This is a genomic window from Rhodococcoides sp. S146-33 (assembly GCF_059489205.1).
Window position 1 is genome coordinate 222,638 of sequence record NZ_JCAJWY010000001.1, and the last position, 21,792, is coordinate 244,429.

General features: G+C 63.2%; 25 protein-coding genes. 6 read left to right on the forward strand and 19 right to left on the reverse strand.

Going from position 1 to position 21,792, the window contains the following annotated elements; genetic code table 11:
• Positions 1–633 carry a TetR/AcrR family transcriptional regulator gene (locus AC5WEY_RS01050; protein ID WP_495644319.1) on the forward strand — a complete coding sequence of 211 codons (633 nt, stop codon included), beginning with the start codon at positions 1–3 and terminating at the stop codon, positions 631–633.
• Positions 634–637: 4 nt separating this feature from the next.
• On the opposite strand, the gene AC5WEY_RS01055 is transcribed toward AC5WEY_RS01050, so the two are convergent.
• The 8 genes from AC5WEY_RS01055 to AC5WEY_RS01090 all read right to left on the reverse strand — a co-directional run bounded on the left by AC5WEY_RS01055 (position 638) and on the right by AC5WEY_RS01090 (position 8,707).
• Entirely contained in the window at positions 638–1,534 is an 897-nt protein-coding gene (locus AC5WEY_RS01055; protein WP_495644320.1) for a dioxygenase family protein, read from the reverse strand.
• Between the two features lie 8 nt (positions 1,535–1,542).
• Entirely contained in the window at positions 1,543–2,619 is a 1,077-nt protein-coding gene (locus AC5WEY_RS01060; protein WP_495644321.1) for a maleylacetate reductase, read from the reverse strand.
• On the reverse strand, positions 2,616–4,403 hold the full coding sequence (locus AC5WEY_RS01065; protein ID WP_495644322.1) for an FAD-dependent oxidoreductase: 1,788 nt from the start codon (positions 4,401–4,403) through the stop codon (positions 2,616–2,618). The genes AC5WEY_RS01060 and AC5WEY_RS01065 overlap by 4 nt, the downstream gene beginning before the upstream one ends.
• A gap of 130 nt (positions 4,404–4,533) precedes the next feature.
• A complete protein-coding gene (locus tag AC5WEY_RS01070) occupies positions 4,534–5,481 on the reverse strand; it encodes a helix-turn-helix domain-containing protein (RefSeq protein ID WP_495644323.1) in 948 nt (315 codons plus the stop codon).
• A 66-nt stretch (positions 5,482–5,547) separates the two neighbouring features.
• Entirely contained in the window at positions 5,548–5,928 is a 381-nt protein-coding gene (locus AC5WEY_RS01075) for a VOC family protein (protein ID WP_495644324.1), read from the reverse strand.
• Positions 5,929–5,955: 27 nt separating this feature from the next.
• A complete protein-coding gene (locus AC5WEY_RS01080) occupies positions 5,956–7,290 on the reverse strand; it encodes an acetyl-CoA hydrolase/transferase family protein (protein ID WP_495644325.1) in 1,335 nt (444 codons plus the stop codon).
• On the reverse strand, positions 7,290–7,787 hold the full coding sequence (locus AC5WEY_RS01085; RefSeq protein ID WP_495644326.1) for a MaoC/PaaZ C-terminal domain-containing protein: 498 nt from the start codon (positions 7,785–7,787) through the stop codon (positions 7,290–7,292). Before AC5WEY_RS01085 ends, AC5WEY_RS01080 begins: the two co-directional genes overlap by 1 nt.
• A complete protein-coding gene (locus AC5WEY_RS01090; RefSeq protein ID WP_495644327.1) occupies positions 7,670–8,707 on the reverse strand; it encodes an HpcH/HpaI aldolase/citrate lyase family protein in 1,038 nt (345 codons plus the stop codon). Before AC5WEY_RS01090 ends, AC5WEY_RS01085 begins: the two co-directional genes overlap by 118 nt.
• A gap of 89 nt (positions 8,708–8,796) precedes the next feature.
• Here AC5WEY_RS01090 and AC5WEY_RS01095 point away from each other — a divergent pair, with 89 nt between their 5' ends.
• The 3 genes from AC5WEY_RS01095 to AC5WEY_RS01105 all read left to right on the forward strand — a co-directional run bounded on the left by AC5WEY_RS01095 (position 8,797) and on the right by AC5WEY_RS01105 (position 11,977).
• On the forward strand, positions 8,797–9,681 hold the full coding sequence (locus AC5WEY_RS01095) for a LysR family transcriptional regulator (protein ID WP_495644328.1): 885 nt from the start codon (positions 8,797–8,799) through the stop codon (positions 9,679–9,681).
• A 197-nt stretch (positions 9,682–9,878) separates the two neighbouring features.
• Positions 9,879–11,345, forward strand: a complete 1,467-nt coding sequence (locus AC5WEY_RS01100; protein WP_495644329.1) for an aminotransferase-like domain-containing protein — start codon at positions 9,879–9,881, stop codon at positions 11,343–11,345.
• Positions 11,346–11,614: 269 nt separating this feature from the next.
• Positions 11,615–11,977, forward strand: a complete 363-nt coding sequence (locus AC5WEY_RS01105; protein WP_495644330.1) for a GNAT family N-acetyltransferase — start codon at positions 11,615–11,617, stop codon at positions 11,975–11,977.
• A gap of 157 nt (positions 11,978–12,134) precedes the next feature.
• Here AC5WEY_RS01105 and AC5WEY_RS01110 read toward each other — a convergent pair whose 3' ends face one another.
• From AC5WEY_RS01110 to AC5WEY_RS01140, 7 genes are all read right to left on the reverse strand, one after another.
• Positions 12,135–13,238 (reverse strand): Fic family protein, encoded by a 1,104-nt coding sequence (locus tag AC5WEY_RS01110; RefSeq protein ID WP_495644331.1) that lies wholly within the window; start codon positions 13,236–13,238, stop codon positions 12,135–12,137.
• A 136-nt stretch (positions 13,239–13,374) separates the two neighbouring features.
• Positions 13,375–14,175, reverse strand: coding sequence for an ABC transporter permease (locus tag AC5WEY_RS01115; protein WP_495644332.1), 801 nt, complete (start codon positions 14,173–14,175; stop codon positions 13,375–13,377).
• The gene (locus tag AC5WEY_RS01120; RefSeq protein WP_495644333.1) at positions 14,172–15,110 is read right to left on the reverse strand and encodes an ATP-binding cassette domain-containing protein; all 939 of its coding nucleotides are present in this window, start codon (positions 15,108–15,110) and stop codon (positions 14,172–14,174) included. Before AC5WEY_RS01120 ends, AC5WEY_RS01115 begins: the two co-directional genes overlap by 4 nt.
• Before the next feature lie 16 nt (positions 15,111–15,126).
• The gene (locus AC5WEY_RS01125; protein ID WP_495644334.1) at positions 15,127–15,969 is read right to left on the reverse strand and encodes a DUF4097 family beta strand repeat-containing protein; all 843 of its coding nucleotides are present in this window, start codon (positions 15,967–15,969) and stop codon (positions 15,127–15,129) included.
• Between the two features lie 78 nt (positions 15,970–16,047).
• Positions 16,048–16,536, reverse strand: coding sequence for a histidine kinase (locus AC5WEY_RS01130; RefSeq protein WP_495644335.1), 489 nt, complete (start codon positions 16,534–16,536; stop codon positions 16,048–16,050).
• Between the two features lie 95 nt (positions 16,537–16,631).
• Complete coding sequence (locus tag AC5WEY_RS01135) at positions 16,632–17,081, reverse strand: YdeI/OmpD-associated family protein (protein ID WP_057478982.1); 450 nt, start codon at positions 17,079–17,081, stop codon at positions 16,632–16,634.
• Between the two features lie 112 nt (positions 17,082–17,193).
• A complete protein-coding gene (locus tag AC5WEY_RS01140; RefSeq protein WP_057478983.1) occupies positions 17,194–17,661 on the reverse strand; it encodes an SRPBCC family protein in 468 nt (155 codons plus the stop codon).
• Between the two features lie 99 nt (positions 17,662–17,760).
• Here AC5WEY_RS01140 and AC5WEY_RS01145 point away from each other — a divergent pair, with 99 nt between their 5' ends.
• Both AC5WEY_RS01145 and AC5WEY_RS01150 read left to right on the forward strand, forming a co-directional pair.
• The gene (locus AC5WEY_RS01145) at positions 17,761–18,369 is read left to right on the forward strand and encodes a ClpP family protease (RefSeq protein WP_495644336.1); all 609 of its coding nucleotides are present in this window, start codon (positions 17,761–17,763) and stop codon (positions 18,367–18,369) included.
• Positions 18,366–18,992 carry a ClpP family protease gene (locus AC5WEY_RS01150; protein ID WP_057478985.1) on the forward strand — a complete coding sequence of 209 codons (627 nt, stop codon included), beginning with the start codon at positions 18,366–18,368 and terminating at the stop codon, positions 18,990–18,992. Before AC5WEY_RS01145 ends, AC5WEY_RS01150 begins: the two co-directional genes overlap by 4 nt.
• Here the strand turns inward: AC5WEY_RS01150 and AC5WEY_RS01155 are convergent.
• The 4 genes from AC5WEY_RS01155 to AC5WEY_RS01170 all read right to left on the reverse strand — a co-directional run bounded on the left by AC5WEY_RS01155 (position 18,950) and on the right by AC5WEY_RS01170 (position 21,791).
• On the reverse strand, positions 18,950–19,252 hold the full coding sequence (locus tag AC5WEY_RS01155; protein ID WP_495644337.1) for a helix-turn-helix domain-containing protein: 303 nt from the start codon (positions 19,250–19,252) through the stop codon (positions 18,950–18,952). The genes AC5WEY_RS01150 and AC5WEY_RS01155 overlap by 43 nt on opposite strands.
• 45 nt (positions 19,253–19,297) lie before the next feature.
• Positions 19,298–19,735 carry a protein-tyrosine phosphatase family protein gene (locus AC5WEY_RS01160; protein ID WP_495644338.1) on the reverse strand — a complete coding sequence of 146 codons (438 nt, stop codon included), beginning with the start codon at positions 19,733–19,735 and terminating at the stop codon, positions 19,298–19,300.
• Positions 19,736–20,241: 506 nt separating this feature from the next.
• Positions 20,242–20,922: a class I SAM-dependent methyltransferase gene (locus tag AC5WEY_RS01165; protein ID WP_495644339.1), complete on the reverse strand. Its 681-nt coding sequence runs from the start codon at positions 20,920–20,922 to the stop codon at positions 20,242–20,244.
• Between the two features lie 20 nt (positions 20,923–20,942).
• Positions 20,943–21,791: an alpha/beta fold hydrolase gene (locus tag AC5WEY_RS01170; RefSeq protein ID WP_495644340.1), complete on the reverse strand. Its 849-nt coding sequence runs from the start codon at positions 21,789–21,791 to the stop codon at positions 20,943–20,945.
• Position 21,792 lies beyond the last annotated feature (1 nt).

The following is a 21,792-nucleotide window of genomic DNA, read 5'->3' on the forward strand; positions in this document are numbered from 1 at the left end:
ATGCCCGCAGCCGAACAGACGTCGACCCCCGGTCGATACCGTGAAGCAGCGTCCACTCTTGCGCGCGACACTGCGCTCGATGCGCTGCGCGAGTTGTTGCACGAGCGCAACTGGCGCAACGTGACGATGAGCCACATCGCCAAGGCTGCCGGCCTGAGCAGACAGAGCCTGTACAACGAATTCGGTTCTCGGCGTGGCGTCGCACAGGGTTACGCCATCAGATTGACGGACCTGTTCGTCGCGATGTGCGAAACGGCGCTGTATCAACACGAGAACGACGCGTCGGCCGCTCTGCGCCAGGGCTTTTCGTCGTTCTTCGAGCTGAGCGGTCTGGACCCCCTGGTGCGGTCGCTGCACAGCGGCGACGCACCGGAGGATCTGTTGCGCCTGATCACCACGGACAGCGAGGTGCTCATCGACCGGGCGGGAGAGCGGCTGGCGGAGACGTTTCAGCGTGGGTGGGTCGGCGCGAGCCCACGTCAGGCCGACGTGGTCAGCAAGGCGATCGTCCGATTGGCGCTGAGCTACATCCCTGAACCGCCGGACGACATCGGCGCGGCAGCCGATGATCTGGCCCTGCTGCTCACGCCGTTCATCGATTCCATCACCGACAGCCGTCCGGCCGAGCCCTGACCCCTCAGGAGTCGCCGGCAGGTACGAGCACGATGTCGAAACCTGCTCGCGCCCAGGTCTTGTCCCCCACATCTCGACCGTCCGGGGTCGGGGTACCCGCCGACTGCTCCACGAAGTCCTTGATCAACGAATCTTTGACACCGAACACCGTGTCGCTGTTCAACAATTCATCACCGCTGACGAAGATATGCGTCACCAACGTTCGCATCCCCGCTGCCGTCACCATGAAGTGCAGGTGAGATGCCCGCATAGGCGATCGACCGGTCGCAGCGAGCATCCGTCCAACCGGCCCGTCGTGCGGAATCGGATACGGAGTCGGTGTCAACGCCCAGAATCGATAGCGCCCGTCGTCGTCGCTGTAGAGATGCGCTCGACCGCCGACGCGTGCGTCGTCGTACTGAACGTCGTAGAACCCGTCCTCGTCCGCCTCCCACACCTCGAGTCGAGCACCGGGAATCGGGCTACCGTCGGTGTCCCGTACCGTGCCTTCTACCCAGCACGGTTGTCCTGCAGCACCTCCCGACGCATCACCGCCGTTCTCGATACGCGGTGCATCGTCGACGAAGAAGGGGCCGAACACCGTCGCCTCGGTCGCACCCTCGTGGGCTGGATTGTTGACGTTGATGGTCTGCATCGACGCGCCGAGCACGTCGGAGAGCAGGATGAACTCCTGGCGACGATCGTCGGTGATGTGCCCGACCTCGGTCAGGAATGCAATAGCGGCGTTCCACTCCGCCTCGCTCAACCGCACGTCCCGAATGAATCCGTGCAGGTGCCGCACCAACGACGTCATCACCTGATTCAGGCGTGGATCGGTGCAATCACCGAACGACTCGATGACGTTGTCCACCAATTGTTCTTCGACGGTGGTCTGGGCTTCGGAAACGGTCTCGTCGGTCATACTCTCGCTCACTGTTCGCTCTCGCTCGGCCGGTCCCCGGCCCATGCTGCTCGAAGAATTGTGGTTACCGCCTCGCGGCTGACGGGGCGGGGGTTTCCGTAGGAGCGGCTGGTCGCCTCTTCGGCGATCCGGTCGATGTCGCTCTCCTGCATGCCCAGTTCGGCCAGGGATCGAGGCGCGTCGAGGGTCCGGCACAGGTCCCACAGCCGTTGCGCCGGGTCCGCGGTACCGGGAAGCGCCCGTGCCAGAGCTGCCACCGCCCCCGGTGCGTGCGACTGGTTGAAGGCCAACACGTGCGGTAGCACCACTGTATGAGTCGGGGCGTGCGGCAGATTCAGCGTTCCGCCCAATGCATGACACAGCTTGTGATGCAGAGACATCGTCGTGGCACCGAGCGTCGCTCCGCACAGCCAGGCTCCGTACAAGGCGTCACCACGGCCCTGGGGGTCGGACGGATCAGCGACGATCGCCGGGAGTGCCGACGTGAGCGCCCGCACCCCGTCCTCCGCCATCAGTGCGATGATCGGGCTGATGTCCGGTGCGTACAACGCTTCCACCGCATGAGCGACGGCGTTGATGCCGCTGGTCACCGACAGCCCTACCGGGAGGCCCGTCGTCAGGTCGGGATCGTAGAGAACGGTGCGCGGCAATACGGCTGTGTCGCGGCCGGTTTCCTTGTGTCCGTCGGTCGTCATGCCCCATACCGGTGTCATTTCGGACCCGGCATAGGTGGTGGGCACAGCCACGATCGGCAAGCGATGTTTCAGGGCGATGGCCTTCCCGAGCCCGATGGCCGATCCTCCGCCGACGGTCACGCAGCCGTCGGCCCGCAGCGAGACGGCCTCCGCGCTCGCTCGGGCGGCCAGCTCGGCGGGAACGTGCATGACGGCATCGGAACGTGTTCCTACGCAACGATCGCCGAGGATCGATGCAACGCGGTCGGCGACGCTCTGCTGGCTCGGGGAGCACAGCACCAGTACCCGGCGGAGTCCGAGGTGATCGAGTTCCTCGGCCACGCTCTCCAGAGAACCGGAGCCGAATCGCACCCGCATCGGGTTGGCCTCGTAGGCGAAATCACGGATCATCGCGACAGCACCGCGGTCAGAGCCTCGCGAAGTGCACCGTCGAGATCCGCGACCAGTCCGTCTGCGCGCCAACAGATGTGCTTGTCGGGGCGCACGAGCAACGCGCCGCTCTCGGATACCTCACGTAACCGCGCCCAGTCGAAGTACAGATCGGTCACCTCGCGACCCGGTCCGATGACGACTGTCTCGAGCGGTACCCCGAGTTCGTGGGCGATCTTGTCCGCGGCCGACTCCCACGCCGAGCCGGCAACTCCGGTGATGAGTGTGAAGCGTTCGTACGGAGCAAGATCGAGCATCGCCCGCTTGTGCAGATGATCGCCCACCCACGCGTGGGGTAGGTGAGATCCGGGCAGGGTCGACACCTGGTAGTACAGGTCGCGGTCTCGTGTCGGTTCGGGTGGAGCGCCGTCCGCCACTATGGCCGATGATGTGTAGAACTGTCCCAGTTCGACGCCGTGCGCATTGAATTCGTAGTTCTTGGTCTCCATGGCGGCAGCGAGTGCCGCGCGTTTGGCAGCTCCGGCAGGAGTGTTCGCCTTACGTTCCTCTATTCGTTCGATCATCTCCGCTTCGGTCTTCGCATCGGTGACACCGAGAGCCTCGAACAGGCCGACGAATTCACGACTGGAGCGATTGGCCCGCTCGACGATCCGCTTCGCCACCGGTGCCCGCTCGGCACTGTAGGTTTCGAGCAATGATTCACCGGCGGTACCTTTCAGCACCGCGGCGAGCTTCCAGGCAAGATTGTAGGAGTCCTGGATCGATGTATTGGAACCGAGTCCGTTGCTCGGCGGATGCCGATGGATCGCGTCACCGGCACAGAACACGCGACCCTTCTGCAGATGCGTGGCATGCGCTTCGTTGTTGCCCCACAGCGAGGTTCCCGTGATCTCGACACGAAGATCCGGCATGCCCAACAGGTTCCGAACGATCTGGACGGCGGCAGCCTCGTCGACCACCGGTGGCGGTGCCGAGATGTCGAATCCCCAGACGACGAGCCACTCGTTCCAGGGCCGCACCATCCGCACCAAGCCGGCACCGATACCGCCCACATTCGATCCGGGCTGAATCACCCAATACAGCACCGACGGTCGATGCCCGACGTACTCGGCGATGTCTGCCTTGAACGTGATGTTCATCGACCCGGCGATGTCCATCGCACCCTCGAACGGAAGGTCGATGTCGGCCGCCACTTTCGAGCGCGCTCCGTCCGCGCCGATGAGGTACTTGGCTCGAATCGTGTACTCGTGTCCGGTCAGTCGATCCATCACCGACACACTGACCCCATCATCGTCCTGCACATGGGAGAGGTACTCGGTCGAGAACTGAGTCTGCGTTCCTCGCATCGTCGCGTTCTTGACGAGGATCGGCTCGAGGTAGGTCTGCGGAATGTCGACGGTCAGGCACGGCGACGCAAGCTGGTAGTCCGCTTCACGGTCGGCACCGGTTCCCCACGTACGAATTCGGCCGATCTCCTCGCCCGCGATGGACGTGCAGAACACCGTGTCGCCGACGAGTTCGTGCGCCGTCGCGTCGGCGAGAACCTGCTCGGCAATTCCCACGTCACGAAAGATCTCCATCGTCCGTTGATTGGTGATGTGCGCGCGGGGAGTGTTGGCCGTCCAGCGGTACTTGGTGATCATGATGTTGGGGATGCCCAGGGTGGACAGCAGCAAGGCCGCCGATCCGCCCGCCGGACCCGATCCGACGATGAGCACGTCGGTCTCCACCACCGAGGAATCGGGCAGTGCGGTTGCCTTCTGACCGTCGTCGAACACCGGCATGTGATCACCCTTCGTCGTGCCCGACTCTCGTTTCGGGCCCTGCGATCGAGTGTCCTGCATCACTCCGGGGAGGAGTCGAAATCGCGCCGAGCTCGGCGCAAACCGACACACATGGCCGATTTCGTGAGTGTCACCCCGCCGATCGCATGATCACGGCATCGCGTCGGACGTCGGTTGCGCGCCGGCCGAATCTGGCCACGAACGAACTAGAGAAATAGGTGGCGGACGAGAACCCGCACGATCGAGCGACGTCGGCAATGGTCACCGACGCATCGAAGGGGGCGGTGAGCTGCGCGTGGGCACGCGTGAGCCGCCGCTCGAGAATGTACTTGGGCACGCTGATGCCGTCGTCGGCGAACACCCGTGACAGGTGTCGGGCACTGATTCCCACCGCGCGTGCCACGTGCGCGGCAGACAGCGATGCGTCGGGCAGGCGTTGCTCGATGAACGAACGCGCCGCCGCTCGATGAGCGGAGTTCAGATTCGCGCGGGCACCGGTGGTCAGCACCGAGACGAGTTCGAGGATTGCGCTCTCGTCGGGTGCTACCGGGTCGTGTCGACTCGTTGCTCGCCCCACCTGCCGAGCGAGCGCTGCGGCATGAACGTTGCCGCTCGCGGAAAAATCGAACACCGTCGGGCTTGTGGGTGCCGCCGTACCCGCGACGTCCGCGAACAGCGATCGCGGCATCTTCACCACCAGCTCCTCGAGGCCGTGGGAGAAGCCCCGCATGAAGGCGGTGTCGGCGTCGAGCAACAAACCCTGGCCCGGTCCGACGGTACGAATGCCGTCCTCCGAGTAGAAGAATGCATCGCCGACGAGACTGAAGTACATCACGACCGAGTCCGACGGCTGCTGCCGAATCAACTCCGCATCCCGTTCCACCACGTGCGACGTTCCGACGACGCGCGCCAGGTCCATCGATCCGAGTCGAAGGTTCGTTCCGGTGGCTTCGAGCTGCTTCACCTCCAACATGCGGCAACGCAGCCCGAGCAGCACGTCCGCATTGTGCCCCTCCCACCGCTCGATCCGCTCCTCGAGCGGTAGATCGAGAGTGGAGAATTCGAAGGGAGCGGGCATGGAGTCGATTGTCCTCCGCGTATGCCGGTCGCGTCTGCTATTTGCAGTCGGTCCACTACCGAGTAGTCACGCCGGGTTCGACAGCTCGATCAGATTGCCGTCCGGGTCTCGCACGTAGACGCTCAGGATCGGTCCCGTGGCACCGGTGCGCGTCACCGGTCCCTCGACGATCGGCACCTCAGCAGCGTGCAGCTGTTCGACGACATCGGCTATCGGCGTGGAGACAAGAAAGCACAGGTCGGCACTGCCCGGTGTGGGTACGTCCGCCTTGGGCTCGAACTCGTGACCGGCCTGGTGCACATTGATCTTGCTGCTCCCGAACAGCAGCGCAGTCCGGCCGGAGCCGAAGGTCTGTTCGGTCATGCCGAGTATGTGTGTGTAGAAACGGACGGTCGCGGCCGGGTCCGAGGCGGTGATGACGAGGTGGTCGAGGGATTCGATCTTCATGGCGAGCTCCGGTTCTGTGTCGGTGGGTCAGATGAGGTGTTGTGCGCGTGCGGCTTCGGTGAGTTCGGCCCGGTGATCGGGATGAGCCAGGCCGATGAGCGACTGCGCACGTTGCGTGGACGACAACCCCTTGAGGTTCACGGTTCCGTACTCGGTGGCGACCCAGTGGACGTCGTTGCGCGCTGTGGTGACCGGACCCGAGAGCTTCGGGACGATCTTGCTCACCGTGCCACCTCGTGCGGTCGACGCGAATGCGATGACCGACACGCCCCCCTTCGAGCTGTATGCCCCTCGCACGAAGTCGACCTGGCCGCCCGATGCGCTGTATTGGTGACCGTTGAGCCACTCGGAGTTGCAGGCACCGGTCAGGTCCATCTCCACCGTCGAGTTCACCGACACCACATTGTCGTTGCGGGCGATCACCGCCGGGTCGTTGACGTAGTCGACGGGGTGGCTTTCGACTCCGCGATTGTCGTCGAGGAAGTCGTAGAACTCTTTGTCCCCCATCGCAAAGGTGAACACCGATGTGCCGCGATCGATGCTTTTGTACCGGTTGGTCACCGCGCCGGATTCGATCAACCGCACGAGTGCAGGGGTGAGAACCTCGGTGTGGATACCGAGATCGGTGCGGTCGGCCAGCATCTCGCACACTGCTTGTGGGAGTCCGCCGACCCCGATCTGCAGACACGCATGCTCGGGAACCAGATCCGCGACGCGGCGCGCGATCGCGCGGTCGATCTCACCCGCCCGACGCTGCGGCAGCGCGGGCAGTTCCTCGGTGTGCTCCACGATGGCGTCGATCTCGGACACGTGCAGCGCCGACGCGCCGAACACCCGCGGCATGCGGTCGTTCACCTCCACGACAAGCCTCTTGGCCTGGCGCGCAACCGAACTGGTGTAGTCGTTGTTGGTCCCGAAGGTGAAGTAACCGTTGCTGTCCATCGGCGAGACTGTCACGAGAAAGGTATCGACCGGGATTCGCTCGGCGAACAATCGGATGGACTGGCTGAACGAATTCGGCACGAAAGACACCACCTTCCGTCCGTCCCGGTCTCCGCGCACGATGAGCTCACGCTCCGCTCGCTGAAGAAACATGGAGTGTGGCTCGAGGGCACCCATCAGTTCGTACTGCAGCAGACTCTCCTGCATCGGCTGCTCGGCATGGAAGTAGTAGAGCTTCACCTCGTCGATCTCGGCCCGCCGGGCTCGATCGGCCAAGGCGCGCATCAGTGCCGGAGGTTGTCCGGCTGCCTGCCCGAGAGCGACCGTGGAACCGCTCCGAACATCGGCGACGGCCGTTCGGGCGTCGGTGAGCTTGGCCGCGTATTCGGCGGCGGCTCGGTTGGTTGCTGTGGTTGTCATCAGTAGTTCACCTCCTGCTCGGGCGCGTGTCCGCGCTTGTAGATCAACATGGTTCGCTCGAAGGTCATCACCACATCGGCGTGTTGATTGGTGCCGGTGGTCTCGACCGTCACGATTCCCTGAGTGGGACGGCTCGCGGATTCCCGGGTGGAGAGGATGCGGCTCGCTGCGTACAGGGTGTCGCCGGCGAAGACGGGATGCGTCGCGCGGACTTTGTCCCACCCGAGATTGGCGACCACCTTGGCACTGACCGTGCGTACGCTCATGCCGGTCAGCATCGACATCGTCAGGGTCGAATCGACGAGCATCTTCTTCCATTCGGTACCCGCAGCGTATGCGGCGTCGAAGTGCACGGGCTGAGTGTTCATGGTCAACAACGTCATCCAGATGTTGTCGGTGTCGGTGATGGTGCGCCCGGGACGGTGCTCGAAGGTATCGCCGACGACGAAGTCCTCGAAGTAGAGGCCTGAGGTCTCGCGGTACGTGTTGGGTGCCAACTCCCGGTACGCGGGAAGAATCGGGTCCATGTTCGCTCCTGTTCTCTTTCTTGATAAGTATCGGCGTGTTCAGCGCCGCGCGCGTGCGAGTATTCGACGCGCTCGGCGAGCGATGGCCTCGTCGACCATCTGTCCGTCCACCGTTCCGACACCTCGTGTTGCTGTGTCGACAACATGTGTTGCCCAGTCGATCTGGTCAGCCGAGGGCGTGAATCGCTCGACGATGGGTGCGATCTGTGCGGGGTGAACGGCGGCTTTGGCCTGAATCCGCTGCGGACTGCGTCCGCGGTATCGATGCCGAGTCCGGCCGCGTCATCAATGTCGAACCAAGGTGTGTCGATGACGGGAATCCCTGCCGCTGCTGCGGCCAGCAGGCAGGCCGACCGTGCCTGCGCGAGAACAGCAGTGCCACTTTCGGCACCGAGATCTCCCGCCATGTCGGCGGCACCGTACATCAGTGCCGCGATCGGCGATCTGGCGTCTTGGACTATCGTGTGCAGAGTTGTTGCAGCGAAGGCTGTTTCGATCATCGCAACAACGCCGGTAACCAGGCCGGCATCCGCGAGTACCTCCGCGACAATATCGACGGTTGCCGCCGCGTCGACTTTCGGCACGACCACATAATCGGGTGCCACGCCGGAGTCGGCCAGTGCCAGGAGGTCTCGCAGGCCTGTGACCGTGTTCGGTGGATTGATCCGCACGGCACTACGGACGTCGCCGACATCGCGTGTCTTCAGGTGCTCTATGACCGAGTCGCGGGCGCGGTCCTTGTGGTCTTTCGCGACGGCGTCTTCCAGGTCGAGGATCGCGACTCCGGCACCGCATCGGGCAGCGACGTCGAAATGCTCGGGGTCGGTGCCGGGAGTGAACAGCCACGCGGTCGGGATGGCTGTGGTGTCGTCGTCTTCGGTCGGTGTCATGTTCTCGACGCTACGACGGCTGAACTGCCGCGTCTATCGATAGTTTTGCGGCTTATAGTTGCGTATATCGCAAGTGAAGGGACGTGTCGATGGAGCTGTACCAGCTACGGTATTTCCATGCCGTGGCCGATTTCGGGGGCTTACGGCCGGCTGCCGAACACCTGGTCGTGTCGCAGTCCGCAGTGAGCCGTGCGATTGCATCACTGGAGGCCGAAATCGGTGTCCCCTTGTTCACCCGTAAGGGACGGGTGAACGTGTTGAACCGCTACGGCACTACGTTTCGCGAATCGACATCGGATGTAGCCCGCAGCATCGACGTCGGTATCGCTGCGGTGCGCGAGTCGGCCGGTGCAACAGCAGGCACCGTCTCGCTCGGATTTCTGCATTCACTGGGAGCGACGGTTGTCCCCAAAGCAATTCGCGAACACCGCGGCATTTCCGACGGTGTGAACTTCGAGCTACACCAGCGTTCCGGCCGCGATGTGATCGCGGATCTGTCCACGGGCGTCACGGATCTCTGCCTCAGCGTTCCGGGGCTGTTCGTCGACTCGCTCGAGGTGACGTGGGAGCCGCTCTACGTCGAGAAGCTTCTCCTCGTCCTACCGCGCGGTCACAAGTTCTCGCGCCGACGACGGCTTCGCTTTTCCGAACTGGCGGAGGAATCCTTCGTTGCACTGGACGCCGAACACACCCTGCGTCGCGTGTTCGACGACGCATGTCGGCGGTTCGGCACCACACCCCGTATCGCGTTCGAGGGAACCGATATCGAAACTCTTCGCGGCCTGGTGGGCGGCGGGCTCGGTATCGCGCTGCTGCCGTCGGCGGCGGTACCCCGCGATGACCTGGTCGAGGTCGATCTCGCCGAGGACGTCTCGCGCGTCATCGGAGTCGGCTGGGTCACCGATCGCTATCTACCGCCCGCCGCGGTCGCCTTCAGGCAATCCCTGCGCAGGATGTACACCGAGTCCGGGTAGACGGCACCCGTCAATCCGCCTGCACCCGACTGCGCGGAGGGCCGGTGGGCGCACTTCTCCCACCGTCGCGCAATGCGACCACAGTCCATCCCGCTCCGAGCACTGACAAGGCCAATACAGCTCCAATTGCGATCATGTGACCACAATGGACTGCTTTAGGGATGAATAGTGCAGTCCAGTGTGCAACAGTGGACTGCATGGACTCGTTCGACGCCACCGCGATCTCGGCCCCGGATCTGGCAGCACGCATCGACCCGTCGACGCTGCGGAACAGATCCGGTGGCCCGCTCTACCTCGGCATAGCCGACGAGTTGCGGCGGTTGATCGAGAACGGTGAGGTGACGGCTCAGACGCGGTTGCCCGCCGAGCGGGCTCTGTCGATCAGCCTGGACGTCAGCCGGGTCACGGTGGCGTCGGCCTATCGCCATCTCCGTGAGGGTGGCTGGATCAGCGCTCAACGCGGCTCTGGCACATATGTTTCCCCGACGAGCTCGCTGCCGTCGTGGGGAACCCTCGGCGGCGATCGCGAGACTGCAGATCTGGGATTCGTCAACGCATCACCGTCGGCCTCGCCCTTGCTTGCCGACGCATACAGCGTTGCGGCCGAGAAGATTACGGGCCGATTCGCATCAGGCGGCTACGCTCCGTCGGGTCTGCCCGAGCTCCGTGAATCCGTTGCCGCGTATTACCGAGGGCGCGGAGTACCTACAACGGCCGACAATATTCTCGTCACCTCGGGGGCCACCGACGCCATCCACGCAGTGTTGGCGACGTTCACCGAGCCGGGCGCCCGGGTACTGATCGAGCACCCGACGTATCCGGTTGTCGTCGAACTCGTTCACTCGTTCGGCGGTCGTTGCATCCCGGTGCCGATCGATCCTGAGAACACCGAGGAGTTCGTGGCGTCCGCAGACAGGGCCGCGCGTCAGAGTGCCCCCACGCTGGCGTATTTCATGCCGGACTTCTCCAATCCCTCCGGTGCACGGCTCCCTCTCCGGACCCGACGCCAACTGTCCGCGACCATGCACCGCCACGCGGTACTGACCATCGTCGACGAGGTTGCGGCAGATCTTTCGCTGGACGACTCACCCGACATCGAACCCTTCGGAGCGGCGACCCCGGACATCGCGACGGTGACGATCGGGTCGATCAGCAAGACGGTGTGGGGCGGCCTGCGAGTCGGCTGGGTGCGCGCCGAAGCAGGCCTACTGGCGAGAGTCACCGCAACCTATGCGCGACGCCAACTTTCGGCGTCCATTTTCGATCAACTCGCTGCGGTCGAATTGATGGGCAAGTACGACGAGGTGCGCCGGGTGCGCGCCGACACGTCGAGAGTCGCACGTGATCACACCGTTGCTCTGATGCGAGACCGGTTGCCGGATTGGCAGTTTCGCGTCCCGGATGGAGGCCTGGCCTTGTGGTGTTCCCTACCTGACGGCATCCGATCCAGTGCGCTGGTCGCCCAAGCCCACTCTCACGGCCTGCTGCTGGCACCGGGACTGCGATTCGGCACGGGATACGCGTTCGACGATCATCAGCGCATTCCCTTCACTCGTTCACTGCCCGAAATCAGCTCGGCAATCGACATCCTCGCTGGACTATCCCCTGGAATTGGTCCGACGGCGGCCGTCGGGTCGAGCACGCATGCGGCGGCGGTCGTATGAGGCAGTCCGATTACGTCGAGGGCTGGGTTCGAGGTTGGGCGCACTCGCGTCTCACGCCGGCACCGGTCGAGATCGCGGGAGGCTGGGCGATCGAGACCGGTACGACGCAAGAATCTCGTCGATCCGTCTTGCACACTCCGACCGCCGAACAGGTCGAATCGATTGTCGAGAGACCACAACCGCGGAATGCCTGCATCAAGTACGCGGGGGCGCCGGCGTTCGGTTCATTGTTTTCTACCGAATGGGTCAGGACCGATCCTGCGTGGTTCATGCTGCGAGAGATCACCGAAGTCACCGCGGTACCGGTACCCGACGGCTATGACGTGCGAACCGTTCAGCCGTCGGATACGTTGCTGACAACGGAGATTCGTACCGCAACCGGCGAGTTGGCTGCGCGCGGGCAGATCGGCTTGGGTCAGGTTTTCGTTGTGCCGGACCAGATTGTGACCGAGGATTCACATCGCCGCCGTGGCCTGGGCTCGATCGTTATGAACCACCTCGAGCAGGGTGCACTTCGAGCCGGCAGATCGCGTGCAGTTCTCGGTGCTACGTCGGACGGGCGAGCGCTGTACACCAAACTCGGCTGGACGACCGCTACGGAATTGACGGGCTACTACCACCGTCCCGGGTAGCGCAGGCAACGACCACTGACCTCAGTACGCGCGGGGATCGGACCGACACCGGACAAAGCGTCGAACAGACCCGCAGCGGTGGTCTGAGCCCCGATCATGTGTAAAAAGAATGCCCCGAATTTTACACGTTTTTGCGATGGGCCAAGTTTCTTGCCACTCAGATCTGGCCTGCGGAGCCTTCTGCCCTGACCAGCAGTCGAAGAAACTCTCGGTTGATGAACAGGCGATCCCGCCCAACTTTGCTCTCCTGCAGCAGGCCAGCTTCTACCAGTGCGTTCAACCAGCCAGTTGCTGTCGGCCGCGAAACCCCGCATCGAGAGACGACGGTCTTGATTCGACAGTAGGGCTGCTCGAACAGCACCGACTGAAACTCGGAATCAGCCCCTCCTTTGGTGACTGCACGGGCTCGCATGCTGAAGTCGTCCTGAAGCGCACGGATCGCTTCGATCTTGCTGAGCGTGTCGTTCGACGTCCGTTCGATGCCGGCGAGGACATACAGCACCCACGGCTCCCACGCCGCTTGCGACGTCACAGCCAGTAGCAAGCGGTAGTAGTCGTTCTTGGTGTCGATGATGTATCGCGAGAGATAGAGCACGGGCATTCTCAGGAGACCCGCCTCGATCAGGAGCATCACATTGAGGATTCGCCCGGTTCGGCCGTTGCCATCGGCGAACGGATGGATCGCCTCGAACTGGTAGTGCGCGACGGCCATCCGCACCAGCGGGTCCATCCCGTTGTCAGCATGTACGAAGCGTTCCCACTCGCTGAGTTTCGCCTCGATCAGGTCACGACCTTCGGGTGGGCTGTACGTCACCTCACCCGTAACCGGGTTGCCGATGCGCGTACCGGGCATGGCCCGGACTTGCATCTTCCGCCCCTTGATCGTGCTGCAGACATCGATTGCCGTGGCCGCCGTCAACCCGCGCTCGATTGTTCGATCGAAGCCCACTTTGAGCGCGGTCCGGTATCGAAGCGTCTCGCGAGTAGCCGGGTCGGCTGCCGCGTCGTCGCCGAGGTGCCTGAAGAGCTCATCTGTCGTAGTGACGATGTTTTCGATTTCGGAGCTCGCCTGTGCTTCCAACAACGGAATGGAGTTGATGAGCACCGTCGGGTTCGGTATCGATACAACTGCCTGGTCGAGCTTTGCTAGCGCAGTGTTTGCCGCGATGGCAGCCTTCAATACCGCGCGCGTTTCCAACACGTCGGTGCCTGGGGGTGCCGGAAGTTCGTTGAACGGAGAGTCGGGCTGCCACGCGATCATGCGTGGACAATGCCACGCTGCAGGGGATATGTAAAGAAAGAGCACGGATTTTTACACGTTCGCGCTATCTGCAAAGTTTCTTGCTCAATCCCGCCGCGAAGGCCGCCCCATCGCACCGAAGCACGACCAGCAGCTCTCACCGAACCGACTTCTTCTCGTAGATCGCCATCGCCCAGACGTACCCCACCAATGCGATCACTGTGCACCAGGCAAGTGCCAGTGGCAGGTTCGTGCCCAGCGGCTCCCCCGTCAACAGTCCACGCAGGGTTTCGACGAACGGAGTGAACGGTTGGTACTCGGCGAACCATCGCAGTCCCGACGGCATCGTGTCGGTCGGGACGAACCCACTGCCGAGAAACGGCAACAGCAGCAACAGCATCGGAAGATTGCTCGCGGTTTCCACCGATTTCGACGCCATTCCCATCGCCACCGCGAGCCAACTGATTGCGAATGCAATGAGCACCACCATCAAGCTGGCCGAGATCCATTGCAGCAAAGATGCATTCGGTCGAAATCCAACAGCGAATCCCACTGCGAGCACCACCACCACTCCGAGAACAGCCTGCACCGTATTGCCGAGCACGTGACCTGCGAGAACCGCAGCCCGCGAGATCGCCATCGTTCGGAACCGCGCGGTGATGCCTTCGGTCATGTCCATTGCGACGGTGGTTGCCGTCCCCCCGGCTGTGCCGGCGATCGTCATGGCGAGGATGCCAGGCATCACGTACGGCAGATACGCAGTGCGTCCACCGTCGGAATCCACACCGGGAAGCCCTGCGCCGAGCGTTCCCCCGAACACGAAGACGAACAACATCAGAAACACCACGGGTGCTCCGATGACGAACATCGTCAGGCCCGGATACCGCACGATGTGCAGCAGATTTCGGCGGAGCATCGTGATCGAGTCGCCGACCGTATACGTGATCGTTGTGGTCATAATGCTTCCTTGCTGTCGGCCCGGCCGGTCAGAGCCATGAACACGTCATCGAGGTCGGGGGTATGGATACTCAGGTCTTCGGCCTCGACGCCTGCGGAACCCAGTCGATCCAGCACCGCCTGCAGCGTTCGGACGCTCCCATCGGTGGGTACCGACAGTGCAAGTCCGTCAGCGTCGACCACCGCATCACCGAATGCGCGGGTTGCGTCGTCGAGCGCTGCGACATCGGCGAAGCACAATTGGATGTGGCCGCCGGGTATACGACGCTTCAGCTCGTCCGGGGTACCGTCGGCGACGATCCGGCCGCCGTCGAGTACCGCGACACGATCTGCGAGTTCGTCTGCCTCGTCGAGATATTGGGTGGTGAGCAGCACCGTGGTGCCGTCCGACACGAGGGATCGGACGATCTCCCACATGGTGCGTCGGCTTCGTGGGTCGAGACCGGTGGTCGGCTCGTCGAGAAAGATCACGCGTGGTGGAGCGACGAGACTCATCGCGAGATCGAGCCGGCGTCGCATACCACCCGAATACGTGGACAACGGTTTTCGAGCGGCTCCGACGAGGTCGAATTGATCGAGCAACTCCGCCACCCGCGGCTTGGATCGCGGTCCGAGATGACGCAGTCTCGCCATCAGCATCAGATTTTCCTCTCCGGTCAAGAGGTTATCGACCGCCGAGAACTGGCCGGTGAGGCCGATCGCCGCGCGGACACCAGCGGGATCGGTGACGACGTCACATCCTGAGACTGTCGCCGAACCGCTCTCCGGTCGAACGAGAGTCGACAGGATGTGAACGGCGGTGGTCTTGCCTGCCCCGTTGGATCCGAGCAGTGCGGTGACAGTGCCGGTGTCGACTGTGAGGTCGACGCCATCGAGTACACGGTTATTGCCGAAAGACTTTCGCAGTCCGCGGACGTGAATGGCAGATGTAGTCATGGGATGCCTGTTCTTCTCAGCTGTGCCGGATAGCAATGTCGCCGTACCGTGTGCGAGCGCGAATCGTCACGCTTTCTTCTGTGTCGTCGGGTGCGCCCACGGGGGTGAGTTCGTTGCGAACATGCCCGTCCTTCGACGACAGGTCCAGCCACGCCGGCACTCCTCGCTGAACGCCGACAGTAATCTGCCCGTATCCGGTTTCGACTTGGACTGCCCCAGTGCGTACTTCGTGGAGTGTGATGCTGCCGTAGGCAGTTTTCGCAGTGACTGCGCCGAGTGATTTCTCGATATCGAGATCACCATAGGAGAGCTTGGCGTCGAGGTCGGTGCCCGACTCCCGCAGCATGATCGAGCCGTGCGACGCCTTGAGGGTCGCATCGCCGACGACCGTGCCGACTCGGATCTGTCCGTGATCGGCAGTGATGTCGATATTCCCCAGTGCCGTACCCACTGTCGCGTTACCGTGCCCGGCACGCACCCACAGATCCTCTGCCGAATCCACTTCCACCGGGCCCGTGGAACTCTTTATGCGCACGGCACCGAGATCGCCCAACGTCCGAAGACTTCCGGCTGCGATTTCCGCGGTGAATCGAGATCCCTGCGGCAGTTCGACTTTCACGTCTACTGACTCGGTCGGCCCGAAGAAGCTGATGCGCGACTTGGGGCCGATGACGGTGAGCCGTTCTCCGTCGAACTCAACCTTGGTATTCTCGGCACCTCTGCGGTCTACGGCTTTGGACGGGTTGGTTGGCCCGACGGTGACGACGGTGTCGACGCGTTCTGCCGCAACAACTTCGATGCTGCCGACCTGCAGATCGATGGCCAGGTCTATCGGCGTCGGGGTAGCGAATTCGGGCATGACGATGCCTCCCTATGGGCATGGTTGTGAAACCCTGCTGAGTGCAGAGCTACTGAGGAGCTGTGGTGGTTCAGGAACTCAGCGCGCCCAACCGGCGAAGTTGTCGCCGGTACGCACCGTGCGTTGCGCAGCGCGCCGTTGGTTGGGTTGAAGAGCAGCGGCGACGGCTCGCACCAACCAGGTGTTCACCGACATCCCGTCCGACACCGCGGCCTCGTCCACCCGCGACTTGAGTGCGTCCGGCAGTCGTAGCGTCGTGCGAGACGTGCTGGTGTCGTCGAGTTCGATTGCGGGAGATGCGTGCTCGTCATCTCCTGGTTCCGCCACAGGTGCCGCCACGACGAATTCGATCTCACGTCCACGCAGCCTGATGTCCACGGAACCGGGGGCAAGGTCGCGGTTGATGTCTCCGACCGCGGCCGACAGCACGTCGAGCATCACCAGACGCGTCGCCGCATCCATGCCGTCGACGAGTCGTTCGGCAGCGGCACGAGTGTTCTCGTCTCCGGTCGCTGCCGATTCGACCAGTCGACGTTGGAGATCGGTGACGTACTGCCCAAGTTCCATGGGTCAACAATGACACCACGGTGGTGTCACGTCAAGCCCCAGTGGTGTCACTACGGGCTCTATTGCAGCCTGTGCCGCGATCGCAGCACTCGGACTCAGGGCCGGAGGGCCTCCACGATGGCCGCGATTCGCCGCTGGCGGGTGTCGTCCCGCTTCGCATCGGCGACGGAGCGGGCATGCTCTTTACGCGTCGACGGTGCCAGCGCATCGAACGCAGCGCGCACAGCGGGATCCGCGTCCAGAGCTGCCGCCAACGCCGGCGGCACCTCGATCACCTGCGGTTGGTCGTCCAACTCGATGGTCACGTCGACGGTGTCGCCGGCCTCGACGCCCAAGGTGGCGCGCACGCTCTTGTTGAGCCCGAGCAGGTTCTCGCCGCCCATGCGCCCGATACGGCCGCGCACGGTTTGTCCACCGATCGTGAACCGGACCGGCGGAGTTTTGGTGGAACCGAGCGACGCGACCTGCTCGTCCGTGAGCACAATCGCTGCCGCAGGGCCCCGTGATTCGAGGACCGTGGATACCCGCAGAACCGTTGCTGCCATGCGATCACGCTAACCGTCGGTGGTGCTCTGAGTGTCCACAATTTGCGTCGAGAGACGGAATCCCGCCACGGGAGTCGAATAGTGGGCAGTCAGCGCACCTGAACGACTGCACTCAAGCTTCGGCTTCCACGATTCGCTTGATCGCCGCCAGGGTGCGCGGGATGCCGTCGAGTGCCGCTTGGCTACGGGTGTCGATTTCCTGTTGCGCGTCGTCTCCGAATTTACTGTTGAACATCGCGATTCCGTCGGGCAGGAAGTTCCAGTTCTCGGTCAGGCGTGTGCCACCGTCCACCGACTCGAGGGTGTAGCCCCAGCCGACGAAGTTGTCGCCCACCACCCAGGCGAATTCGCTACCAGGCTCGGCTGCTGCCACTGTCGACACCGTCTCCCACGTGCGGCCCGGCACCACGTTGCGTCCGGTGAACGTCGATCCGACGCCACCGCCGTCGGGCTCGTTCCACCAGCATTCCTGGCAGATCGGGCTCCACTCGCCCGTTCGGGTGACATCGGAGACGACGGCGTACACCTTCTCGACCGGTGCAGCGACGACAATGGATTCGGAAAACTCGAGTGCAGTCATCTCACCATTGTCCCTCGGCGGCCGACGCAGCTGTGAGCAGCGTCGCTGCCCACAGCAGAATCACTGGTGCGCAACCGAATTCGGATTCACACTCGACTCATGAGCGAATCGCCTCGAATGTTCCCACCCGAACTCCGCAACCAACTCCTACGGCACCGAGTACTCGTGCTCGACGGCCCCCTCGACGACGACAACGGCACGGTTCTCACCACTCATCTGCTGACGTTGGCCGCCGAGAATTCCTCGGCCGACATCGCCCTGTGGATCCACTCCCCGGGCGGATCAGTTCCCGCGATGCTCGCCATCCGCGATGTGATGCACCTCGTCCCCTGCGATGTCTCGACCCTCGCGCTCGGATTGGCCTGCAGCGCTGGTCAATTCCTGTTGTCCTCGGGCACGCGAGGAAAGCGGTACGCCCTGCCGCACTCACGGATCCTCATGCATCAGGGCTCGGCGGGCATCGGAGGCTCGGCCGTCGAAGTGGAGGTGCAGGCCAACGATCTGCGTCATACCAGAGATACGGTGCTCGGCTTGATCGCCGACGACACCCGGCAAACACGCGAGCAGATCTTCGACGACTCCCTCCACGACCGCTGGTTCACCGCGGAGGCCGCGCGTGCGTACGGGTTCGTCGATGCGATCGTCGACTCGTTCGACCAGGTCATGCCCGCACGACGGGTGTCCTTCGGAATGGAGATGGCACGATGAGCACATACACGATTCCCAATGTCATCACACGAGATTCGCGCGGAGAACGCGTCGTCGATGTCTATTCGCACTTGTTGAGTGAGCGCATCGTCTACCTCGGCACCGGGATCGACGCAGGCGTCGCGAACGCGATGATCGCGCAGCTTCTGCATTTGGAGGCCGACTCACCCGATCAGGAAATCTCGATGTACATCAACTGCGAGGGCGGCGATACGGCCGCTATGTTGGCCGTCTACGACACCATGCAGTTCATCGGATCACCGGTTGCCACAACATGTGTGGGGCAAGCTGTCGCAGCCGGTGCCGTACTGCTCGCCGCCGGGGCACCGGGGCGACGCTCGGCGCTGACCCACAGCCGGGTGGTGCTGCATCAACCCGCGGCGCAGGGACGTGGCACTATTCCCGATCTCATTCTGGCTGCAGACGAGGTGGTCCGAGTTCGGGCCGAGATGGAATCGATCCTCGCGAAACACACCGGGCGCGAGGCGGCGACACTTCGACACGACACTGACCGAGATCTGGTGTTGACGGCCTCAGCTGCCCGCGAGTACGGCGTCGTCGACCAGGTTCTCGAGGGACGTCAGGCAGCCATCAACGTCGCATCGCCACGCGACAGGTCGTGATGCGCGAGGCGCGAGATGTCCGCCATGGACGTGCCCAGGGCACCGACGACGGCCGCAAGGATTTCGCTCGACGGGTCTTTGCGGCCACGTTCGACCTCCGACAAGTACTGCGGCGCAATGCCTGCGCGGGCAGCGGACTCGGCCAAGGTGTCGCCGCGGGCGTGCCTGCGCTCGCGTAACCTTCGGCCGACCACCTCACGCCACAACGGTTCCACTGTTCGCGCTGCTCGGCGCTCATCGATTCGTATGACCTCGCCCATGATCGGAGCCTAGGCCTCGATTCCATGAGGTGTCGGAGATTCTGCTCAGAGCAGAGACCCCGGTGTCACGAATGTCCTCGCGAAGCGCTTCTGCCAGGGCGTTTCAATGGCTCGGTTCGAGTACTGCCGCCGAACGTAGTCGATAGCCGCACGGCCGGGCATACCGTCGAGCGCAGCAAGACACGCCAACGCTGTGCCCGTTCTCCCCACACCACCCGCACACGCGATTTCGACTCTCTCAGTTACGCAGCGGCGCAGTGCCTCTCGCAGTGCGACCCGGAGTTCTTCCGAATCGGACGGCAGCCAGAAGTCGGGCCACCGAACCCACCGGCTGTCCCAGTCGAAGTCGCCTGGATCTCTGCCCCGTAGGTAGACGCCGAATTCCGGCAGTGGGCCATCAGGAATTGAATTGCGCAAGGCGCGTCCACGAACGAGACTGCCCGACGGCAACCGCAGCACTCCCGCTGTGTGCACATCCCACATTCGGATCCTCCTTTCCTGAGTCGACTACTGGAGGTGTCGCTGGTGCGGTATCGTTCGCTCGACCAGCCCGAAACACTCACCGGCCCCGCCTCCGACATGGCGCATTCGATGACAATTCTGCACGAGAGGGCAATGCCCCCGTTCGTCCGATGAATCCCAACAGGCCGCGCAAGGCGCGGAACGATGGTTGGGCCCTCCACTATCTGGCGCAGTGGCGTCAGCGCGTCGAATATGCTGAAAAGCGCGTGAATGGAAAATCCAGGCTCCTGCGTGACTACCGAATACCCAAATTGGCCGGCCTCACCGGTTGTCCCGGGTGCGACGGCCACTTTTTCGGCGACGGGCCACGCGACGCATTGGAGCGACTCATGCGGCGCGATGGGCGTCGTGCCCACAAGTTACGCGTCGCCGTAGCGCAATTGGATCAACGGTATCGAGACGTCACCGTAGAGATAGACCGGTCCAGAACGATGCCATGGTGGGAACGCCGAGCACCGTGGGTGTGACTAGCTGCCCGGTTTCGTCCACTCGATTGTGTGTCGAAACCCGATGCGGTGCCGCATGACCGCGCCCGGGAGTCGGTTCTGAACCAGGTGACCGATCTCGTCGAAGCTCAGCACAGGGTCCATGACGGGGAACGGCGGCGGTGGTGCCGTCACCGGACTCGGCCATGGCCGGTGGAGAAATCCGATCAGTGGATTGGTGACGATGGAGACGGAATCCCACAGCAGATCTCGTACGCTTCGCGGTGGCGCGAGACCCACGATGAGCACGCGTCCGCCCGGCGCAAGAATTCGTTCGATATGGCGCAATGCGTCGTCCATGTCGAGGTGATGCAGGACGGCGACCATCGTTACGAGATCGGCCGAATGGTCCGCCCAGGAATCGAGTTGGCGATCCGTGATGGTCACATTGTTCGAATCCGCAGGAGTGATTTCTGCGATTCGGCGCATCTCCGAGTCGCGGTCGACCCCGGTAACTCGATCGAAGTGTGGAGCCAAGGCGCGCACCAATCCACCTCGTCCGCAACCGAAGTCGACCGCACTGCCGCGCCTCTCGGGCAGGTTGGCCAGAATCCAGCTGTGGAAGTAGTCGTTGTGACTCCACGGGTATCGCTCGTTCAGCTCACGGAGCCACCGAGCCCCTCTGCCTCCGATCAGGGACGTCCCCATTCGTCTCAGCAACACAGACCCAGTATTCACAACGCTCAACCCAGCCATGCGTCCAAGGCCTGTTGGACGGCTGAGGGCGCTTCCAACGGGGCCAGGTGCCCCACGCCCGGAAGGGCGATCACAGACGAATTTCCCGGCAGCAACTGCCGCAGTCGAAACGCCTGTTCGACGGGAATCCAGGGGTCCTGCCGGCCCCATCCGATAGAGGCTTCACAGCGGACTCGAGGAAGTGCGTCGACGATGGGTCGTGTGTCTTCGGAACGCAGTTCGGCGATCTGTCGGTAGAACGTGGCCTGACCCTCGTCGGATATCCAGGGTTCGGTCAACATCTCCACGATGTCAGGGTTCAGCCGCTGATATGCGGCTCCCGCAATGTATTCGGCAACCAATGCCCTGTGTAGGGAAGCCGGCAACGCAGCGAAGACGTCGCTGTTGTCCGCGACGAGTCGGAAGAATTCGGATCCCCACGGGTCCAGGGTCACCACATCCCACAGGAACAACTTGCTGTAGTCGCGGCCGTGCATCAGGTGGGCTCCCAGCGCGACGGCACCGCCGATATCGTGCGCGACGACGAAAGGACGCTCCAAGCGCCAGTGGTCGAGCAGCATCGCGAACCGTGACATCTGCGTGGCCAGGTCGGTCCGCACATCGGATCCCTGTGCGGAGCGGCCGTATCCGGGCATGTCCCACAGGTAGACCCGATGGCCATCGCTCAGATGTCGAGCGACCTTCGCCCACACCTGAGCCGACCAGGGCGTTCCATGGCAGAACACAACGTCAGCGGAGGGCACGTCCACGTCGGGAGTCAGCTCGTAGGTCGCTACCGAATCGCCGCCCACGGACACGAAGACGGGCGCTGGTAGATCGAATCTGTCGATCGTCATG

Excerpts from the sequence above, each read along its gene's own strand:
- AC5WEY_RS01050 (WP_495644319.1), top strand. The coding sequence starts at position 1 with ATGCCCGCAGCCGAACAGACGTCGACCCCCGGTCGATACCGTGAAGCA.
- AC5WEY_RS01055 (WP_495644320.1), bottom strand. The coding sequence starts at position 1,534 with ATGACCGACGAGACCGTTTCCGAAGCCCAGACCACCGTCGAAGAACAA.
- AC5WEY_RS01060 (WP_495644321.1), bottom strand. The coding sequence starts at position 2,619 with ATGATCCGTGATTTCGCCTACGAGGCCAACCCGATGCGGGTGCGATTC.
- AC5WEY_RS01065 (WP_495644322.1), bottom strand. The coding sequence starts at position 4,403 with ATGCCGGTGTTCGACGACGGTCAGAAGGCAACCGCACTGCCCGATTCC.
- AC5WEY_RS01070 (WP_495644323.1), bottom strand. The coding sequence starts at position 5,481 with ATGCCCGCTCCCTTCGAATTCTCCACTCTCGATCTACCGCTCGAGGAG.
- AC5WEY_RS01075 (WP_495644324.1), bottom strand. The coding sequence starts at position 5,928 with ATGAAGATCGAATCCCTCGACCACCTCGTCATCACCGCCTCGGACCCG.
- AC5WEY_RS01080 (WP_495644325.1), bottom strand. The coding sequence starts at position 7,290 with ATGACAACCACAGCAACCAACCGAGCCGCCGCCGAATACGCGGCCAAG.
- AC5WEY_RS01090 (WP_495644327.1), bottom strand. The coding sequence starts at position 8,707 with ATGACACCGACCGAAGACGACGACACCACAGCCATCCCGACCGCGTGG.
- AC5WEY_RS01095 (WP_495644328.1), top strand. The coding sequence starts at position 8,797 with ATGGAGCTGTACCAGCTACGGTATTTCCATGCCGTGGCCGATTTCGGG.
- AC5WEY_RS01100 (WP_495644329.1), top strand. The coding sequence starts at position 9,879 with ATGGACTCGTTCGACGCCACCGCGATCTCGGCCCCGGATCTGGCAGCA.
- AC5WEY_RS01105 (WP_495644330.1), top strand. The coding sequence starts at position 11,615 with ATGCTGCGAGAGATCACCGAAGTCACCGCGGTACCGGTACCCGACGGC.
- AC5WEY_RS01110 (WP_495644331.1), bottom strand. The coding sequence starts at position 13,238 with ATGATCGCGTGGCAGCCCGACTCTCCGTTCAACGAACTTCCGGCACCC.
- AC5WEY_RS01115 (WP_495644332.1), bottom strand. The coding sequence starts at position 14,175 with ATGACCACAACGATCACGTATACGGTCGGCGACTCGATCACGATGCTC.
- AC5WEY_RS01120 (WP_495644333.1), bottom strand. The coding sequence starts at position 15,110 with ATGACTACATCTGCCATTCACGTCCGCGGACTGCGAAAGTCTTTCGGC.
- AC5WEY_RS01125 (WP_495644334.1), bottom strand. The coding sequence starts at position 15,969 with ATGCCCGAATTCGCTACCCCGACGCCGATAGACCTGGCCATCGATCTG.
- AC5WEY_RS01130 (WP_495644335.1), bottom strand. The coding sequence starts at position 16,536 with ATGGAACTTGGGCAGTACGTCACCGATCTCCAACGTCGACTGGTCGAA.
- AC5WEY_RS01135 (WP_057478982.1), bottom strand. The coding sequence starts at position 17,081 with ATGGCAGCAACGGTTCTGCGGGTATCCACGGTCCTCGAATCACGGGGC.
- AC5WEY_RS01140 (WP_057478983.1), bottom strand. The coding sequence starts at position 17,661 with ATGACTGCACTCGAGTTTTCCGAATCCATTGTCGTCGCTGCACCGGTC.
- AC5WEY_RS01145 (WP_495644336.1), top strand. The coding sequence starts at position 17,761 with ATGAGCGAATCGCCTCGAATGTTCCCACCCGAACTCCGCAACCAACTC.
- AC5WEY_RS01150 (WP_057478985.1), top strand. The coding sequence starts at position 18,366 with ATGAGCACATACACGATTCCCAATGTCATCACACGAGATTCGCGCGGA.
- AC5WEY_RS01155 (WP_495644337.1), bottom strand. The coding sequence starts at position 19,252 with ATGGGCGAGGTCATACGAATCGATGAGCGCCGAGCAGCGCGAACAGTG.
- AC5WEY_RS01160 (WP_495644338.1), bottom strand. The coding sequence starts at position 19,735 with ATGTGGGATGTGCACACAGCGGGAGTGCTGCGGTTGCCGTCGGGCAGT.
- AC5WEY_RS01170 (WP_495644340.1), bottom strand. The coding sequence starts at position 21,791 with ATGACGATCGACAGATTCGATCTACCAGCGCCCGTCTTCGTGTCCGTG.